Here is a 16977-nt window from a genome sequence, read left to right as displayed (position 1 = left end):
CGGGGCGGCCCTACGGTTTCGGCTTGCGCGCGATGATCCGGTAGGCGTTGGCGAACGGGGTGTGGCGCACCACGGGCGCCAGGGCCAGGTCCGCCACCGCCGCCGCGGCCACCAGCGGGGTGCCCGCGCGGAGCAGCACCGTGCGCAGGTGCCGCTGGAACGGGGTCGGCGGGGCGGCGCGCCAGGGGGTGTCCGGGGCGGGCAGCGCGTGGGAGAGGGCGAGGGCGGTCAGGCCGGCCAGGTCGTGCGGTACGTGCCCGGCGCGGTGCCCGGCGGTGACGACGGCGCAGCCGCGTCCCTCGAGCTCCGCGCGGAGGTTGCGCAGGGGCAGCAGGTGCAGCCTGCGGGGCTGGTCGTAGGGCAGCCACCAGCGGCCGAACAGGGCGGCGAAGGCGCAGCGCGGGTCCAGGGTCTCGATGAGCAGATGGCCGCCGGGGCGCAGGGCGTCGAGGGCCGCGTGGAGTTCCGCGCGGGGGTCGGTGGTGTGTTCCAGGTGGTGCAGCAGGCTGACGACGTCGTAGCGGCCGGCCAGCCGGGCCATGACCCGCGGGTCGGTCAGCGGCCCGATGTGGGCCTCCTCGACGCGGCCGAGCGCGCGGGCCCGCTCGACGCGCGCGGTGAGGTCGGTGCCGTCGAAGGCGGTGTACGGGAAGAACTCCCGCGCGGTCAGCGGGAAGCGGGCGAGTCCGGTGCCGACGTCCAGCCAGCTCTCCGGTTCGCCGAAGGGGAGCATCGCGCGGGCCGCGCCCCGGCGGCGGTGCCGGGCGGCGGGCAGCGCGAGGACGCGTTCGGTGGCGGGGTCGCGGGGGGCGTCGCGCACGGCCCGCCGGTAGAAGGCGAGGCCCTCGGCGGTGAGGCGGGGGTTCTGGAAGGTGTGGCCGCAGTCCCGGCACTCGTCGACGGTGAACAGGCCCGGCCGGTGCCGGCGCAGATCGCCCGTTCTCAGCCGGTTGCGCAGCCGCGCGGAACCGCACCAGGGGCAGTCCGCGCGGCGCGGCTCGTGCACCCGGGCGGAACCGTGGGGGGTGGGGACCGCGGGGGCTGGGTCGGTTGCGGACATGGGCGGCTCCCGGCGTGAGGACGTACGGCGCTCGGGACGACGTACGGGACAGGTGGGACGGACGGATGGATGTCCGGCGATCCACGGCAAAACGTTACGGACGGGAGGGCGTCACCGGGTGGAACGGCGCCGGGGCGGCGTGGTGGGGGTGAGGCTCCGCACGCCCGGCTGACCGGTGCGCCGTCGTGTTCGACCGGGGCCGGTACTGTTCGGCGAATGAGCTCGCTTAATCTCGACGACTTCACCGATCTGATCGAGCGTCCGGACGGCGGGGTGCGCCGTGACGCGGAGGCGCGCCGGGAGCGCCAGGTCGTGCCGCCCGGATCGCTGGGCCGCCTGGACGACCTGGGTGAGTGGCTGGCGGCGGCGCAGTCCGCGGTGCCGGTGCGGCCGGTCGAACGTCCGCGGGTCGTGCTGTTCGCCGGCGATCACGGGATCGCCGAACTGGGTGTCTCCGCGCGGCGGGCGGGCAGTGCCGCGGAGTTGGTGCGGGACGTCCTGGAGGGCGGCCGTCCGGTGTCCGTGCTCGCCCGGCGGCAGGGGGTGCCGGTGCGGGTGGTCGACATGTCCCTGGACTGTGATCCGGGATCGCTGCCCGAGGATGTCGTGCGGCACCGGGTGCGGCGGGGCAGCGGGCGCATCGACGTCGAGGACGCGCTGACCCTCCAGGAGGCGGAGGCGGCGTTCCGCGCGGGGATGGCCGTGGCCGACGAGGAGGCCGACTCCGGTACGGATCTGGTGGTGCTCGGCGACGTGAGCGTGGGCGGGACCACGGTGGCGGGCGTGCTGGTGGCCGCGCTGTGCGGGACGGACGCGTCGGTGGTGACCGGGCGCGGGGGGCTGGCGATCGACGACCTGGCGTGGATGCGCAAGTGTGCGGCGATCCGTGACGCGTTGCGGCGGGCGCGGCCGGTGCTGGGTGATCAGTTGCGGTTGCTGGCGACGGTCGGCGGGGCGGACCTCACCGCGATGACGGGGTTCCTGTTGCAGGCGGCGGTGCGGAAGGTGCCGGTCGTGCTGGACGGGGTGGTGACGGCGGCGTGTGCGCTGGTGGCGCAGCGGGTGGCGTTCCGGGCACCGGACTGGTGGGTGGCGGCGCACGACAGCGGGGAGCCGGGGCAGGCGAAGGCGCTGGACCGGATGGCGCTGGACCCCGTGCTGTCGCACGGGGTCAGGGTCGGGGAGGGGGCGGGCGGTCTGCTGGCGCTGCCCCTCGTCCAGGCCGCGGCGGCTCTGGCGGCGGAGCTGCCGGAGGAACCGGTGAAGCCGGAGGTTCCGGCTTCACCGGAGTGACGGGGCGGGTGTCCGCGCCTTTCCTCGCCCGCGCGGTTCCCCGCGCCCCTCGAGGGACGCGGGGCCGTGCCGGCGTGCGGCTCCGCCGCGCGGGCGCGAAGGGGGTCCGGGGGCGCGGCCCCGGGGAAGGGGCGGCGGGGTGGAAGGGCTTCGGGTCAGTCCCGTCGCGAGGGGCGCGGCGTGGGGTCCGGTGTGCCGCCGAGCCAGTTCTCGACGGCGCGGCGCGGGCCCGACCAGCGGCGGTCGTGGCGGTAGGCACGCAGTATCGCCCGGGCCCGTGCGCGAGGACGGCGGCGGTAGAAACGCCGGGCCCACGGCGACTCCGGGCGCGCCAGCCGCAGCGAGCCGATCAGGGCGAGGACCGGAACGATCACGCCGAAGACGGCGAGGCGCGCCTTGCCCTTGCTCAGGGCGATCAGCGCGAACAGGAAGTTCGCCCCCACGCTCGCGGCGGCGCCCACGCGGTTCTGGCGCTCCTCCTGGGACAGGTCGTTGACGCCGAACGGCGCGAACCCCGCCAGCAGCAGGCCGACCAGTGCGGCGGTGAGCACGACCGCCTCGACGCTCTTGCGGCCGGCCTCGGTCCAGTACACGTCGTCGAGGTGCAGGACGAGCGCGAACTCGTCCAGGACCAGCCCCGCGCCGATGCCGAAGAGCACGGCGGCGAGGACGGAACCCGCCCCCTCCCCGCCGCTCGCCACCGAGCCGAAGCCGCCGACGACCGTGAGGACGACACCGGGCACGACGTGGTGGATGTGCAGTTCGCCCGCCGTGACGTTGCCGAAGGGTCCCCGGCCGGCCCGGATCAGACGGGTGACGGTCCGGGTGACCACGAAGGTGAGGACGAAGGCGGCGAGCGCGAGGAGCAGTGGGAGCCTGCCCGGCTCGATGATGTTCCGATCCAGCCAATGTCCCATATGCGCACTTTAATCACGGTGGCCGCGGTCTCCCCGGTGACCGCCGGGTAATCTGCGCCGGTGCCCGCACCCTCCCCCGAGCCCTTCGAGGCCCCCGCCTCCCCCGCCTCCCTCGCCGACGGCCTCCGCTTCGCCTTCGGCACTCTCACCGTGTTCCCGGTCCGGGTCACCCGCTGGGACCGGCCGGCCGCGCGCGCGGGCATGCTGTTCGCCCCGGTGGCCGGGCTGGCGGTCGGCGTCCTCGCGGCCGCCGCGGGGCTTTCCCTGCTGTCCCTCGGCGCGGGCGCGCTGCTCGCCGCCGTCGCCACCGTCGCCGTACCGGCCGCCCTGACCCGGGGCCTGCACCTCGACGGGCTCGCGGACACCGCCGACGGGCTCGGCAGCGCCAAGCCCGCCGAGGACGCGCTGCGGATCATGAAGCAGTCGGACATCGGCCCGTTCGGTGTGCTCACGCTCGTCCTGGTCCTGCTGGCCCAGGTGGCCGCGCTGGCACAGGCGTACGGCCACGACGGGACGCGGGGCGCGTTCGCCGCCGTCGTCTCGGCGGTCGTGGCGCGGCTGGCGCTCACCCTGGCCGCCCGCACCGGTGTGCCGCCCGCCCGGCCGGAAGGGCTGGGCGCGGCGGTCGCGGGGGTGGTGCCGGTGCCGGGCGCAGTGGGTGCCGCGCTCGTGGTCGCCGGGCTCGCGGCGGCCGGGGGCGCGTTCCTCGGGGCGTACGACGTCCTGCGTGCCGTGCTCGCGGTGGTCCTGGCCGTCGCCGTGGCCGACGTGCTGCTGCGGCGCTGCGTCCGCCGTTTCGGCGGGATCACGGGCGATGTGTTCGGCGGCCTCGCGGAGACGGCGGCGACGACCGCGCTCGTCGTCTCCTCACTGGGCTGAGACCGCCCCGGAGCCGGGTCGTCACCGCCGGGTGAGGAGCGTGGCGGTCGCCGTGCCCGCGCCGCCCGCCACCGCCATGACCGTCAGGGCGACGCAGCGCGCCCTCAGCAGCCGGTAGCGGGCCTCGTACTCGGTGCGCAGCTCGGCGGCCCGGTCGCAGATCCGCGCCAGTGTGGCCCGGGAGACGGCGATCCGGTCGGCCCGGTACACCCGCTCCACCTCCTCGCGCTGCGCGGTCGTCAGCCACGGCAGTTCGCCGGTGAACCGGACGGCCTGCCGCCGGGCCTCCTCCACCTCGGCGGCCCACAGGAGGTGGCCCTCGAGCCGGGCCAGACCACGGGCGCTGTCCTGACGGGGGTTCACGCGCTCCTCCACCTTCCGCGCCCCGGTCTCATCGCTGCTTGTCGCCGGGGGCCACGGTCGCGGAGGCCGCGGGATGGTTCTCGAGGTCGTCGAGGGCGGCGATGTCGGGGTGGTGCAGGTCGAACGCGGGGGATTCGCTGCGGATCCTCGGCAGGGTGAGGAAGTTGTGCCGCGGCGGCGGGCAGGAGGTCGCCCACTCCAGGGAACGGCCGTAGCCCCACGGGTCGTCGACGCCGACCGGCTTGCCGTACTTGGCCGTCTTCCAGATGTTGTAGAGGAACGGCAGCATCGACATGCCCAGCAGGAACGAGGCGATCGTCGAGACCGTGTTCAGCGCGGTGAAGCCGTCGGCCGCGAGGTAGTCGGCGTACCGGCGCGGCATGCCCTCGACACCCAGCCAGTGCTGGACCAGGAAGGTGCCGTGGAAGCCGATGAACAGCGTCCAGAAGGTGATCTTGCCGAGCCGTTCGTCGAGCAGCTTGCCGGTGAACTTCGGCCACCAGAAGTGGAACCCGGCGAACATCGCGAACACCACGGTGCCGAAGACCACGTAGTGGAAGTGCGCCACCACGAAGTACGAGTCGGACACGTGGAAGTCCAGCGGCGGCGACGCCAGCAGGACGCCGGTCAGACCACCGAAGAGAAAGGTGACCAGGAAGCCCAGCGCCCAGAGCATGGGCGTCTCGAAGGAGAGACTGCCCTTCCACATGGTGCCGATCCAGTTGAAGAACTTCACCCCGGTCGGCACCGCGATCAGGAAGGACATGAAGGAGAAGAACGGCAGCAGCACGGCACCGGTCACGAACATGTGGTGCGCCCAGACGGTCACCGACAGGCCCGTGATCGCGATGGTCGCGCCGACCAGGCCCATGTAGCCGAAGATCGGCTTGCGGGAGAAGACCGGGATGACCTCACTGACGATGCCGAAGAACGGCAGCGCGATGATGTACACCTCGGGATGGCCGAAGAACCAGAACAGGTGCTGCCACAGGATCGGCCCGCCGTTGGCCGGGTCGAAGATGTGCGCGCCGAACTTGCGGTCCGCCTCCAGGGCGAACAGCGCCGCCGCGAGGACGGGGAAGGCGAGCAGGACCAGCACACCGGTCAGCAGCACGTTCCAGGTGAAGATCGGCATGCGGAACATCGTCATGCCGGGCGCGCGCATGCAGATGATCGTGGTGATGAAGTTGACCGAGCCGAGGATGGTGCCGAAGCCGGAGAAGGCCAGACCCATGATCCACATGTCGGCGCCGATACCCGGCGAGTAGGGCTTGGTCGACAGCGGGGTGTAGGCGAACCAGCCGAAGTCGGCCGCGCCGTCCGGGGTGAGGAAGCCGCCCACCGCGACCAGCGAGCCGAGCAGGTACAGCCAGTAGGCGAACATGTTCAGCCGCGGGAACGCCACATCCGGCGCGCCGATCTGCAGCGGCATGATCCAGTTCGCGAAACCGGCGAACAGCGGCGTCGCGAACATCAGCAGCATGACCGCGCCGTGCATCGTGAACGACTGGTTGTACTGCTCGTTCGACAGGACCTGCAGGCCCGGCCGGGCCAGTTCGGCGCGCATCACCAGCGCCAGGATCCCGCCCAGCAGGAAGAACCCGAACGACGTCGCCAGGTACAGCGTGCCGATCGTCTTGTGGTCGGTGGTCGTCAGCCACTTGACGACCACCTCGCCACGCCTCTGGCGTCGTACCGGCAGTTCGTCCTCGTAGGTCTCCTCGTGGAACGAGCCCACTGTGCTCTTGTCCGCCACTGTCCAAGTCCTCCTATGGGCCCGGGGAGAGTTCCGAAGGCAGCATGACGGGACGATTCCCCGTTATGCCCGAAACGGGACACCGTGGCGCACTTTCCACTCGGCAATCGGGTGAAGCCGGGTTTTCCACCCCGTGGGATCGCGGGACGGCGCCGGTCCCCCGCCCGCCGGGAGTCGGCGCGGAAGCGGTCGGTGGTCAGCTCGTACTCGACGTGGAGGGCGGCCCTGTCCGTCTCGACGAACGGGGTCGGTTCGGCGCACCCGTCGTACTGGGCGCACTGTTCGTCGACCGCGAGATCGAAGCCGTCGATGTCGTGGACCGGGACGTCGGCGGAGGTGTCGAGCCGTCCGCCGAGCCGCCACTGCCGGTCGGCGCCGGGCGCGGCGGCGGGGTACGGAGCACGGCCACGGCGTCACCACGGGGTGAACACCCACGGGAATGAGCGAACGCACACACGCGCGTAGGCTCGTCCCGAGTGTTCGCCGCACCGGGGACGACCCCGACGGGACCGCGCCCGCACGTCGTGACTAGGGTCGGCTGCCGGGCCCGGTCGACCCACACCTTTCGGCCACAGCAACTTCACATCGGAAGCGAGATTTCACCACCGTGACTGCTCTCACTCTCAGCACCGCCGCGGTCCCCGGCCTGCGGGCCGACGCGATCGTGATCGGTGTCGCCAAGGGTTCCGCGTCCAAGTCCGGCGGCCCCGTCGTCGCACCGGGCGCCGAGGCCGTGGACCAGGCGTACGACGGCGGGCTCGCCGGCGTCCTGGAGACCCTCGGCGCGTCCGGTGCCGAGGGCGAGGTGACGAAGCTCCCCGCGCCGGCCGGCTTCAAGGCGCCCCTCGTGGTCGCGGTGGGCCTCGGCGACCAGCCCGAGGAGGACGCCGGTTACGACACCGAGGCGCTGCGCAAGGCGGCCGGTGTGGCCGCCCGTACCCTCGCCGGCTCCAAGAAGGCCGCGTTCGCCCTGCCCCTGACGGACGCCGCCGACGCCGGCGCGGTCGCCGAGGGCGTGCTGCTCGGCGCGTACTCCTTCGACGCCTACAAGGACAGCGGCAAGGACGGGAAGAACGGCAAGGCGCCGCTCGCCGAGGCCGCGCTGCTCGGTGGAAAGCCCCGCGACAAGGCGTACAAGGCCGCGGTCGAGCGCGCCACCGCCGTCGCCGAGGAGCTGAACCGCGCCCGCGACCTGATCAACACCCCGCCGAACGACCTCAACCCCGAGGCGTTCGCGGCGATCGCCCAGGCCGCGGCCAAGGAGCACGGCATCAAGGTGCAGGTGCTCGACGAGAAGGCCCTGGCCAAGGGCGGTTACGGCGGCATCCTCGGCGTGGGCGCCGGGTCGGCGTCGGGCCCGCGGCTGGTGAAGCTGTCGTACACCTCGTCCAAGGCGAAGAAGCACCTCGCGCTGGTCGGCAAGGGCATCACCTACGACTCGGGCGGCATCTCGCTGAAGCCGGCCGGCCACAACGAGACGATGAAGTGCGACATGAGCGGTGCCGCCGCCGTGTTCGCCGCGGTCGTCGCCGCCGCGCGCCTCGGCCTGGAGGTCAACGTCACCGGCTGGCTGGCGCTGGCCGAGAACATGCCGTCCGGTTCGGCGACGCGCCCGGGTGACGTGCTGCGCATGTACAGCGGCAAGACGGTGGAGGTGCTCAACACCGACGCCGAGGGCCGGCTGGTGCTGGCCGACGCGCTGTGGGCGGCCTCCGCGGAGAAGCCGGACGCGATCGTGGACGTCGCGACGCTGACCGGGGCGATGGTGCTGGCGCTGGGCAGCCGGACGTTCGGGATCATGGCGAACGACGACGCGTTCCGCTCCGCGGTGCTCGAGGCGGCGGAGGAGGTCGGCGAGCCGGCGTGGCCGATGCCCCTGCCGGAGCACCTGCGCAAGGGGATGGACTCGGCGACCGCCGACATCGCCAACATGGGCGAGCGGATGGGCGGCGGGCTGGTCGCCGGGCTGTTCCTGCGCGAGTTCGTGGGTGAGGGGATCACCTGGGCGCACCTGGACATCGCCGGGCCGGCGTTCAACGAGGGCGGGCCGTTCGGGTACACGCCGAAGGGCGGGACGGGGTCGGCGGTGCGCACGCTGGTGCGGGTTGCCGAGCTGGCGGCTTCGGGGGATCTCGGCTAGGGATTGTTCCCGGGCGCGCCCAAGGGGCCGGACGTGCGGGAAATTGCGCGGCTGCGGGTCCGTTGTGGCCGGTCGCGCAGTTCCCCGCGCCCCTTCGGGCCGGCTGCGGCCGCCCCCTCCTGGCAGACGCCGCCCGCCGGTCGCGCCCCTTCAGGGGCGCGGGGAACTGCGCGAACAACCCCCACCCACCCGCACGTACGGGATCGAGGAGCAGCACCCCCGGGGGCGCGGGCAGTCCCCGCTCCCCCGGGCGCCCGGGGTCGAAGGGGCACCCCCCTTGGGGAACGTGGGGTGTCTCACACCACGGCCCGGCGTCTCGTTCGGGTCCCACAGGTGCGAAGATGGGGCTCGGCAGGACAGGGCCCCACCTAAGGGCCGAGAACATAGAGCGGCCGGACACCAGCCGCCGACCGGTCACTGGAGACCGGCGTGGCGCACATGCATGGAGGACGTGACGTGGCGAACGACGCCAGCACCGTTTTCGACCTAGTGATCCTCGGCGGTGGAAGCGGTGGCTACGCCGCGGCCCTGCGCGGGGCACAGCTGGGCCTGGACGTCGCCCTGATCGAGAAGAACAAGCTCGGCGGCACCTGCCTGCACAACGGCTGCATCCCCACCAAGGCCCTGCTGCACGCGGGCGAGATCGCCGACCAGGCCCGCGAGAGCGAGCAGTTCGGCATCAAGGCGTCCCTCGAGGGCGTCGACATGGCGGGCGTGCACAAGTACAAGGACGACGTGATCGCCGGCCTGTACAAGGGCCTGCAGGGTCTGGTCGCCTCCCGCAAGATCACTTACATCGAGGGTGAGGGCCGGCTGTCCTCCCCCACCTCCGTCGACGTCAACGGCCAGCGCGTCCAGGGCCGCCACGTCCTGCTGGCGACCGGCTCCGTGCCGAAGTCGCTGCCGGGCCTGGAGATCGACGGCAACCGGATCATCTCCTCCGACCACGCCCTCGTCCTGGACCGCGTGCCGAAGTCCGCGATCATCCTGGGCGGCGGCGTCATCGGCGTCGAGTTCGCCTCCGCGTGGAAGTCCTTCGGCACCGACGTCACCATCGTCGAGGGCCTCAAGCACCTCGTCCCGGTCGAGGACGAGAACAGCTCCAAGCTGCTGGAGCGCGCCTTCCGCAAGCGCGGCATCAAGTTCAACCTGGGCACCTTCTTCCAGAAGGCCGAGTACACCCAGGACGGCGTCAAGGTCACCCTCGCCGACGGCAAGGAGTTCGAGGCCGAGGTCCTGCTCGTCGCCATCGGCCGCGGCCCGGTCTCGCAGGGCCTGGGCTACGAGGAGCAGGGCGTCGCCATGGACCGCGGCTACGTCCTGGTCGACGAGTACATGCGCACCAACGTGCCGACCATCTCCGCCGTCGGTGACCTCGTCCCGACCCTCCAGCTCGCGCACGTCGGCTTCGCCGAGGGCATCCTGGTGGCGGAGCGTCTGGCCGGTCTGAAGACCGTTCCGATCGACTACGACGGTGTCCCGCGGGTGACGTACTGCCACCCGGAGGTCGCCTCCGTCGGCGTCACCGAGGCCAAGGCCAAGGAGATCTACGGCGCGGACAAGGTCGTCTCCATCAAGTTCCCCCTCGGTGGCAACGGCAAGAGCCGCATCCTGAAGACCGCCGGCGAGATCAAGCTGGTCCAGGTCAAGGACGGGGCCGTGGTCGGCGTCCACATGGTCGGCGACCGCATGGGCGAGCAGGTCGGCGAGGCGCAGCTGATCTACAACTGGGAGGCGCTGCCGGCCGAGGTGGCCCAGCTCATCCACGCCCACCCGACGCAGAACGAGGCGCTCGGCGAGGCCCACCTGGCGCTGGCCGGCAAGCCGCTCCACATGCACGACTGACCGCTTCGGTCTTCGGGCGCGACGACACAGACTTCCGCACTTTTAAAGGAGCAACCGAAACCATGGCGGTTTCCGTAACCCTTCCGGCGCTCGGCGAGAGCGTCACCGAGGGCACTGTCACCCGCTGGCTGAAGGCCGAGGGTGAGCGCGTCGAGGCCGACGAGCCGCTGCTCGAGGTCTCCACCGACAAGGTCGACACCGAGATCCCCGCTCCCGCCTCCGGCGTGCTGTCCTCCATCAAGGTCGCCGAGGACGAGACCGTCGAGGTCGGCGCCGAGCTGGCGCTGATCGACGACGGCACCGGCGCCCCCGCGGCCGAGCAGGCCCCGGCCGCCGAGCAGGCCGCCCCGCCGGCTCCCGCCCCGGAGCCGCAGGCCCAGCCCTCCACCGAGCAGGCCGCCCCGGCCCCGGCGCCCACCGCCGAGGCCACGGCCGGCGGCGGCTCCGCCCAGGGCACGGACGTGGTCCTGCCCGCGCTCGGCGAGTCCGTCACCGAGGGCACCGTCACCCGCTGGCTGAAGTCGGTCGGTGACACCGTCGAGGCCGACGAGCCGCTGCTGGAGGTGTCGACGGACAAGGTCGACACCGAGATCCCCGCCCCCGCGTCCGGCACGCTGCTGGAGATCGTGGTCGGCGAGGACGAGACCGCCGAGGTCGGCGCCAAGCTCGCCGTCATCGGCGAGGCGGGTGCCGCTCCGGCCGCCGCCCCCGCCCCGGCCGCCCCCGAGGCCCCGGCGCAGCCCGCGCCCGCCCCGGCTCCGGCTCCCGCCCCGGCCGCCCCGGCTCCGGCTCCCGCCCCGGCCGCCCCGGCTCCGGCTCCCGCCCCGGCCGCCCCGGCTCCGGCTCCGGCTCCGCAGCAGGCCGCCCCGGCGCCCGCTCCGGCCCCGGCCGCCCCGGCTCCGGCCCCGCAGGCACCCGCGGCCCCGGCCACTCCGGCGCCCGCCCCGGCCCCGGCTGCCGCTCCGGCCGCCCCGGCCGCCGCCCAGGCCACGGACGAGGGCGCCTACGTGACCCCGCTGGTGCGCAAGCTCGCCGCCGAGAACGGCGTCGACCTGTCCACCGTCAAGGGCACCGGCGTCGGCGGCCGCATCCGCAAGCAGGACGTCATCGCCGCCGCCGAGGCCGCGAAGGCCGCCGCCCCGGCTCCGGCCGCCGCCCCGGCCGCGCCCGCCGCGAAGAAGGCCCCGACCCTGGAGGCCTCCCCGCTGCGCGGCCAGACCGTGAAGATGCCGCGGATCCGCAAGGTCATCGGCGACAACATGGTCAAGGCCCTGCACGAGCAGGCCCAGCTGTCCTCGGTGGTCGAGGTCGACGTCACCCGCCTGATGAAGCTGCGCGCCCGCGCCAAGGACGCGTTCGCGGCGCGTGAGGGCGTCAAGCTCTCCCCGATGCCGTTCTTCGTCAAGGCCGCGGCCCAGGCGCTGAAGGCGCACGCGCCGATCAACGCCAAGATCAACGAGGCCGAGGGGACCATCACCTACTTCGACACCGAGAACATCGGTATCGCGGTGGACTCCGAGAAGGGCCTGATGACCCCGGTCATCAAGAACGCCGGTGACCTCAACATCGCCGGTATCGCCAAGGCCACGGCCGACCTGGCGGGCAAGGTCCGGGCCAGCAAGATCAGCCCTGACGAGCTGGCCGGCGCGACCTTCACCATCTCCAACACCGGTTCGCGCGGCGCGCTGTTCGACACGATCATCGTGCCCCCGGGCCAGGTCGCGATCCTCGGCATCGGTGCCACGGTCAAGCGTCCGGCCGTCATCGAGACCGAGGAGGGTACGGTCATCGGCGTCCGCGACATGACCTACCTGACCCTCTCCTACGACCACCGCCTGGTGGACGGTGCCGACGCGGCCCGTTACCTGACGGCGGTCAAGGCGATCCTGGAGGCCGGCGAGTTCGAGGTCGAGCTCGGCCTGTAGGCGTCGTCCGTCGAGGCAGACGCCCGTGCCCCCACCCGGAGTTCTCGGGTGGGGGCACGGGCGTGTGGGGGGCGTGGGCCCGTGTTCCGGTCGGCAGGGATCACGCCAGCGGCTGCGGGACGACCGGGGTCCACGGGTCGTCGCACACGAGCTGGTTGCCGGGGACGCTGCAGAACGTCTCGACCACCGTGCCGGTGGTGGTGATCACCTGGACGTTCAGCGTGTTCCCCTGCTCGGTCACCGTGATGCTGCAGGCGTTCGTCGGGGCGTCCTGGTTGTCCGACAGGTCCGACCAGGTGTACGAGGCCGGGTCCGCCTGGAGGTCCCGGGTGCCGACCCTGATGTCACTGTCGGGGTTGATGACGCCGGTGTACTGCTGTGAGCCGCGGTTGTAACTGTCGATGCTCACACACGACCCGGCGGGTCCGGGAGGCCCAGGGGGTCCGGGAGGTCCAGGGGGCCCGGGAGGACCGGGAGGACCGGGAGGTCCAGGGGGTCCAGGGGGTCCAGGGGGTCCAGGAGGACCGGGTTCACCCTTGCAGGGGTCGTGCTGCTCGTAGCCGCACGTGCCGGGCTCGGGGCCGTCCCGGCCGAGGCCGGGGGCCGCCACGGCACCGGACGGCGAAACACCGACCAGCGCGACGGCGCAGATCATCGCGCCGCCCAGTCGAAGGCCGCGTCGTCGGGCGGAGACCCACGGGCGCGAGGGTCCGGGCCATTCGGCTCGCATCATCGTCGTTCGTGTCCCGTCTGATCCGAGGGAAAAGGTGCAGGATCATTCTTTGGAACGGACGACTCATCCGCGACACGTAATACGCCTCATCGGTCAGTTGATCACATAAAGTCACCTGGTCGGCGCAGCGAGGACGGCGTGTAAGTCTCGTCTCACCTGGGCGAAAGCGCCCCCGTGCGCCCCTCCCGGGCGGGCCGACCGCCGTATTGTCTAAGCGTCAAAGCCCCCCGGGGGCCCGCGGGCCCCGCTAAGGAGCCCGTCATGACCGCGCCCGTCGTCCACTCGCTGCGCGAACAGATCCGCGAGCACATCCTGGAAGGGATCATCAGCGGACGCTGGCAGCCGGGCGAGCGGATCGTGGAGCGGCGGATCGCCACCGAGCTGGAGGTCAGCCAGACGCCCGTACGGGAGGCGCTGCGCGAGCTGGAGTCGCTGCGGCTGATCGAGTCGGCGCCCAACAAGGGCGTACGGGTGCGGAACCTCACGGCCGCCGACCTGGAGGAGAGTTACCCGGTCCGGGCGGGGCTCGAGGCGATCGCGGCGGAGCTGGCCGCCGGGCGGCTGGCGGAGGACTGCTCGGCGCTGGAGCCGCACGTCGCCGCGTTGTACGAGGCGGACCGGCTGGCGGACGGGACGGGGCAGGTGCGGCACACCGTGGCGTTCCACCGGGAGTTGGTGCGGGCCGCCGGCAACTCGGTGCTGCTGCACACGTGGGAGGGGCTGGGGATCGAGGTGTTCACCGCGTTGTCGATACGGTGGCTGGGGACGGTGCAGCAGTCCTACGCGGAGGAGCACGAGGAGCTCGTCGCCGCGTTCCGGCGACGGGATCCGTTGATCGCGGATCTGGTCAAGGCGCATGTGCTGGGGTGTGCGCCTCGGGCGTAGTGCCGGGAGCTTTTTCGCCCCCGCCGCCCCTTCCCTCCCCCACTCTCGGCTTCGCTCGAGCGGGAGGTACCCCCATCGGCCCTGGGGGCTTCGCCCCCAGACCCCCTTCGCGCCCACGCGGCGGAGCCGCATATCGGCACAGCCCCGCGCCCCTGCTATGCGACCGAGCCGCCCGAGCTCTTCTGCGCGTACACCTCCTCACCTGCGCAAACGCCCCGACTGAACAGTCACCCCGTGCCACAAGCGGAGGCACCGCGTGCCGACTTTCTCGGGATCGAGAGATTTTGCCCTTCAACCCTTTGATCGATCATCGATCAGGGAGTTACAGTCGCCAGCGGGCTTGCACCCGAGCCCTCCGCCCTGTCCTGCCAAAGACACAAGGGCACCCCCCTTCGACTGAGGAAGGCGGCGACGACATGACGACCGACCCCAACGCCATCCAGCCGAGCGAGCTCGACCAGCTCCCGGACCGCGACCCCGAGGAGACCGCCGAGTGGCAGGCCTCCCTGGACGCCGTCACCAAGGCGGCCGGGCCGCACCGTGCCGCGTACCTGATGCGCCGCACGCTGGAGCGTGCCGAGGGAGCCGGCCTCGCGCTGCCGAAGCTCCTCGAGACGGACTACGTCAACACCATCCCCACCGCCGCCGAGCCCGCCGTGGACGGCGACGAGGCGCTGGAGCAGCGGATCACCGCCTGGAACCGCTGGAACGCGGCGGCCATGGTGACCCGCGGCAGCAAGTACGGCGTCGGCGGCCACATCGCCACCTTCGCCTCCGCGGCCTGGCTCTACGAGACCGGCTTCAACCACTTCTTCCGCGGCAAGGAGGGTGACGGCTCCGGCGACCAGCTCTACATCCAGGGCCACGCCTCCCCCGGCATCTACGCCCGCGCCTTCCTCGACGGCCGGATCGGCGAGCAGCAGCTCGACAACTTCCGCCGCGAGGCCGGCGGCAACGGCCTGCCGTCGTACCCGCACCCGCGCCGCCTGCCCTGGCTGTGGGAGTTCCCCACCGTCTCCATGGGTCTCGGGCCGATCTCCGCGATCTACCAGGCGCGCTTCAACCGCTACCTGACCAGCCGCGGCATCAAGGACGTCTCCGACTCCCACGTCTGGGCGTTCCTCGGCGACGGCGAGATGGACGAGCCCGAGTCGACGACCGCGCTCACCCTCGCCTCCCGCGAGCGGCTCGACAACCTGACCTTCGTCATCAACTGCAACCTGCAGCGCCTCGACGGTCCGGTCCGCGCCAACTTCAAGATCGTGCAGGAGCTGGAGGCCCAGTTCCGCGGCGCCGGCTGGAACGTCATCAAGACGCTCTGGGGCACGGCGTGGGACGAGCTGTTCCGGCTCGACACCACCGGCGCCCTCGTACGACGCCTCCGCGAGGTGCCCGACGCGCAGGTGCAGACGTACCAGACGCGCGACGCCGCCTACATCCGCGAGGACTTCTTCGGCAAGGACCCGGCGCTCGTCGAGATGGCGAAGCTGCTGAGCGACGACAAGATCCTCGAGTGCTTCCACCTCTCGCGCGGCGGCCACGAGTCCCGCAAGGTGTACGCCGCGTACAAGGCCGCGCTCGCCCACAAGGGCGCGCCGACCGTGATCCTGGCGCAGACCGTCAAGGGCCACACCCTCGGTGAGGGCTTCGCCTCCAAGAACGCCAACCACCAGATGAAGAAGCTGACGGTGGACGAGTTCAAGGCGATGCGCGACCGGCTGGAACTGCCGATCCCGGACTCCCGGTTCGTCGACGGCGTCGTCCCCTACGTCCACCCGGGCGCCGACTCCCCCGAGGTCCGCTACCTCCAGGAGCGCCGTGCCGCCCTCGGCGGTCCCGCCCCGGCCCGCCGCGTGCACCCGGTCGCGCCGCTGCCGCTCCCCGCCGACAAGGCGTTCGCCGCCTTCGACAAGGGCTCCGGCTCGCAGAACGTGGCCACCACCATGGCCTTCGTCCGCCTGGTCAAGGACCTGGTCCGCGACAAGGAGACCGGCAAGCGCTGGGTGCCGATCGTCCCCGACGAGGCGCGCACCTTCGGCATGGAGAGCCTCTTCCCGTCCCTCGGCATCTACTCGCCGATGGGCCAGACGTACGAGCCGGTCGACCGCGACCAGCTCATGTACTACAAGGAAGCCAAGAACGGCCAGATCTTCAACGAGGGCATCACCGAGGCCGGTGCCATGGCCGAGTTCGTCGCCGCCTCGACGTCGTACGCGACGCACGGCGAGACGATGATCCCGTTCTACATCTACTACTCGATGTTCGGCTGGCAGCGCACCGGCGACCAGATGTGGCAGCTCGGCGACCAGCTCGGCCGCGGCTTCCTGGTCGGCGCCACGGCCGGCCGCACCACGCTGACGGGCGAGGGCCTCCAGCACGCCGACGGCCACTCCCCGGTCATCGCGGCGACCAACCCGGCGGCCCTGACGTACGACCCGGCGTTCGCGTACGAGATCGGCGTCATCGTCAAGGAGGGTCTGCGCCGGATGTTCGGCGAGGCCCTGCCCGGCGAGGACCAGAACGTCTTCTACTACCTGACGGTCTACAACGAGCCGCTGCCGCAGCCCGCCAAGCCGCAGGCGGCCGGCATCGACGAGGGCATCGTCAAGGGCCTGTACCGCTTCAACACGGCGGAGACGGCCGGGCTGTCCCCGGCGGCCAACGCCCCGCGGATCCAGCTGCTCGGCTCCGGTACGGCGATCCACTGGGCGCTGAAGGCGCAGAAGCTGCTCGCCGAGGAGTGGGGCGTGGCCGCCGACGTGTGGTCCGCCACCTCGTGGACCGAGCTGCGCCGGGACGCCATGGAGGCGGACGAGGCGCTGCTGCGCGGCGAGGACCGGGTGCCGTTCGTCCGGCAGGCGCTCCAGGGCGCCGAGGGTCCCGTCCTCGCGGTCTCCGACTACATGCGTCAGGTCCCGGACCAGATCGCGCAGTGGGTCGAGCAGGACTACACGTCGCTGGGCGCCGACGGCTTCGGCCTGTCGGACACCCGTGACGCGGCCCGCCGCCACTTCGGTGTGGACGCCGAGTCGATCGTCGTCGCGGCCCTGGCGCAGCTCGCCCGCCGTGGTGAGGTCCAGGCGGCCTCGGTGAAGGAAGCCCGCGAGAAGTACGGCCTGTGACGGTCTGACCGCGCAGGAGGCCCCCGCCCACTTCGGGCGGGGGCTTCTTGCATGATGGG

General features: G+C 72.3%; 13 protein-coding genes. 7 read left to right on the top strand and 6 right to left on the bottom strand.

Annotation, left to right across the window (positions count from 1 at the left end; all coding sequences use genetic code 11):
- Positions 1 to 10: 10 nt before the first annotated feature.
- Positions 11 to 1060, bottom strand: coding sequence for a class I SAM-dependent methyltransferase (locus tag ACH5AO_RS15465; protein WP_398924772.1), 1050 nt, complete (start codon positions 1058 to 1060; stop codon positions 11 to 13).
- 216 nt (positions 1061 to 1276) lie between these two features.
- On the opposite strand from ACH5AO_RS15465, the gene cobT reads away from it, so the two are divergent.
- A complete protein-coding gene (gene cobT, locus ACH5AO_RS15460) occupies positions 1277 to 2353 on the top strand; it encodes a nicotinate-nucleotide--dimethylbenzimidazole phosphoribosyltransferase (protein WP_398924771.1) in 1077 nt (358 codons plus the stop codon).
- Between the two features lie 155 nt (positions 2354 to 2508).
- Here the strand turns inward: cobT and ACH5AO_RS15455 are convergent, their stop codons facing one another.
- Entirely contained in the window at positions 2509 to 3270 is a 762-nt protein-coding gene (locus tag ACH5AO_RS15455; protein ID WP_398924770.1) for a hypothetical protein, read from the bottom strand.
- A 60-nt stretch (positions 3271 to 3330) separates the two neighbouring features.
- On the opposite strand from ACH5AO_RS15455, the gene ACH5AO_RS15450 reads away from it, so the two are divergent.
- Complete coding sequence (locus ACH5AO_RS15450) at positions 3331 to 4149, top strand: adenosylcobinamide-GDP ribazoletransferase (protein ID WP_398924769.1); 819 nt, start codon at positions 3331 to 3333, stop codon at positions 4147 to 4149.
- Between the two features lie 21 nt (positions 4150 to 4170).
- Here ACH5AO_RS15450 and ACH5AO_RS15445 read toward each other — a convergent pair whose 3' ends face one another.
- From ACH5AO_RS15445 to ACH5AO_RS15435, 3 genes are read right to left on the bottom strand one after another with little or no spacing between them, the layout of a single operon-like run.
- Positions 4171 to 4512 carry a hypothetical protein gene (locus tag ACH5AO_RS15445; RefSeq protein WP_398924768.1) on the bottom strand — a complete coding sequence of 114 codons (342 nt, stop codon included), beginning with the start codon at positions 4510 to 4512 and terminating at the stop codon, positions 4171 to 4173.
- 28 nt (positions 4513 to 4540) lie between these two features.
- Entirely contained in the window at positions 4541 to 6268 is a 1728-nt protein-coding gene (gene ctaD, locus ACH5AO_RS15440; RefSeq protein WP_398924767.1) for a cytochrome c oxidase subunit I, read from the bottom strand.
- Positions 6166 to 6579, bottom strand: a complete 414-nt coding sequence (locus ACH5AO_RS15435) for an endo alpha-1,4 polygalactosaminidase (RefSeq protein ID WP_398925235.1) — start codon at positions 6577 to 6579, stop codon at positions 6166 to 6168. Before ACH5AO_RS15435 ends, ctaD begins: the two co-directional genes overlap by 103 nt.
- A 296-nt stretch (positions 6580 to 6875) precedes the next feature.
- On the opposite strand from ACH5AO_RS15435, the gene ACH5AO_RS15430 reads away from it, so the two are divergent.
- From ACH5AO_RS15430 to sucB, 3 genes are all read left to right on the top strand, one after another.
- Positions 6876 to 8408 (top strand): leucyl aminopeptidase, encoded by a 1533-nt coding sequence (locus tag ACH5AO_RS15430; protein ID WP_398924766.1) that lies wholly within the window; start codon positions 6876 to 6878, stop codon positions 8406 to 8408.
- 456 nt (positions 8409 to 8864) lie between these two features.
- Positions 8865 to 10253, top strand: coding sequence for a dihydrolipoyl dehydrogenase (gene lpdA / locus ACH5AO_RS15425; protein WP_398924765.1), 1389 nt, complete (start codon positions 8865 to 8867; stop codon positions 10251 to 10253).
- A 62-nt stretch (positions 10254 to 10315) separates the two neighbouring features.
- Entirely contained in the window at positions 10316 to 12178 is a 1863-nt protein-coding gene (gene sucB / locus ACH5AO_RS15420; protein WP_398924764.1) for a 2-oxoglutarate dehydrogenase, E2 component, dihydrolipoamide succinyltransferase, read from the top strand.
- 100 nt (positions 12179 to 12278) lie between these two features.
- Here the strand turns inward: sucB and ACH5AO_RS15415 are convergent, their stop codons facing one another.
- Positions 12279 to 12587, bottom strand: a complete 309-nt coding sequence (locus ACH5AO_RS15415) for a hypothetical protein (RefSeq protein WP_398924763.1) — start codon at positions 12585 to 12587, stop codon at positions 12279 to 12281.
- Positions 12588 to 13172: 585 nt separating this feature from the next.
- Between ACH5AO_RS15415 and ACH5AO_RS15410 the strand changes: the two genes are divergently transcribed.
- Together ACH5AO_RS15410 and aceE are read left to right on the top strand one after the other, a co-directional pair.
- Positions 13173 to 13796, top strand: a complete 624-nt coding sequence (locus ACH5AO_RS15410; protein ID WP_398924762.1) for a GntR family transcriptional regulator — start codon at positions 13173 to 13175, stop codon at positions 13794 to 13796.
- 416 nt (positions 13797 to 14212) lie between these two features.
- Positions 14213 to 16918, top strand: a complete 2706-nt coding sequence (gene aceE / locus ACH5AO_RS15405; protein ID WP_398924761.1) for a pyruvate dehydrogenase (acetyl-transferring), homodimeric type — start codon at positions 14213 to 14215, stop codon at positions 16916 to 16918.
- Positions 16919 to 16977: the final 59 nt, after the last annotated feature.

The sequence above is a fragment of the Streptomyces sp. NPDC018964 genome, assembly GCF_044390325.1.
Classification (GTDB): Bacteria; Actinomycetota; Actinomycetes; order Streptomycetales; family Streptomycetaceae; genus Streptomyces.
Note: the sequence above shows the minus strand (reverse complement) of the source record. Positions and strands in the feature narration are given on the sequence as shown.

Bases quoted from the DNA above. Each gene is read 5' to 3' on its own strand.
- ACH5AO_RS15455 (WP_398924770.1), bottom strand. From the start codon at position 3,270: ATGGGACATTGGCTGGATCGGAACATCATCGAGCCGGGCAGGCTCCCA.
- aceE (WP_398924761.1), top strand. From the start codon at position 14,213: ATGACGACCGACCCCAACGCCATCCAGCCGAGCGAGCTCGACCAGCTC.
- ACH5AO_RS15410 (WP_398924762.1), top strand. From the start codon at position 13,173: ATGACCGCGCCCGTCGTCCACTCGCTGCGCGAACAGATCCGCGAGCAC.
- ACH5AO_RS15465 (WP_398924772.1), bottom strand. From the start codon at position 1,060: ATGTCCGCAACCGACCCAGCCCCCGCGGTCCCCACCCCCCACGGTTCC.
- cobT (WP_398924771.1), top strand. From the start codon at position 1,277: ATGAGCTCGCTTAATCTCGACGACTTCACCGATCTGATCGAGCGTCCG.
- sucB (WP_398924764.1), top strand. From the start codon at position 10,316: ATGGCGGTTTCCGTAACCCTTCCGGCGCTCGGCGAGAGCGTCACCGAG.